Source organism: Burkholderia sp. 22313 (assembly GCF_052045245.1).
Lineage (GTDB): Bacteria > Pseudomonadota > Gammaproteobacteria > Burkholderiales > Burkholderiaceae > Burkholderia.
Genome location: NZ_JBQEON010000101.1, coordinates 1 through 323, shown reverse-complemented (window position 1 = coordinate 323; position 323 = coordinate 1). Strand labels below are relative to the sequence as shown.

1 pseudogene is annotated in these 323 nt (G+C 61.3%); it reads left to right on the top strand.

From position 1 onward, the window contains the following. Positions 1-137 precede the first annotated feature (137 nt). Positions 138-323, top strand: a pseudogene (locus tag ACTJKF_RS31470) (nitrate ABC transporter ATP-binding protein); the annotation flags it as partial.

The window sequence follows — 323 nt, the reverse complement described above, 5'->3', positions numbered from 1 at the left end:
GCCGCCGGCGATTTCCCGAAGATCATCCTGGGCATCGCCGTGATGTCCCTGTTCGTTACCTTGTTCAACCGCCTGCTGTGGCGTCCGATGTACGCCTATGCGGAATCCCGGCTCCGTCTCGATTGAGAGTAAGCGCGATGCAAAATTCGACCGTTATCAATGCCCCCGTCCAGACGTTCCAGCCGCTTCAGCCACCGCGTCTCGGCGAGGAAATCCTGCGTGTCGATCACGTCTGCCGCGGCTTCAACAAGACGCAGGGCGAACTGCTCGTGCTCGACGATGCGAACCTGTCGCTGCGCGAAGGCGAGATCGTCGGGCTGCTC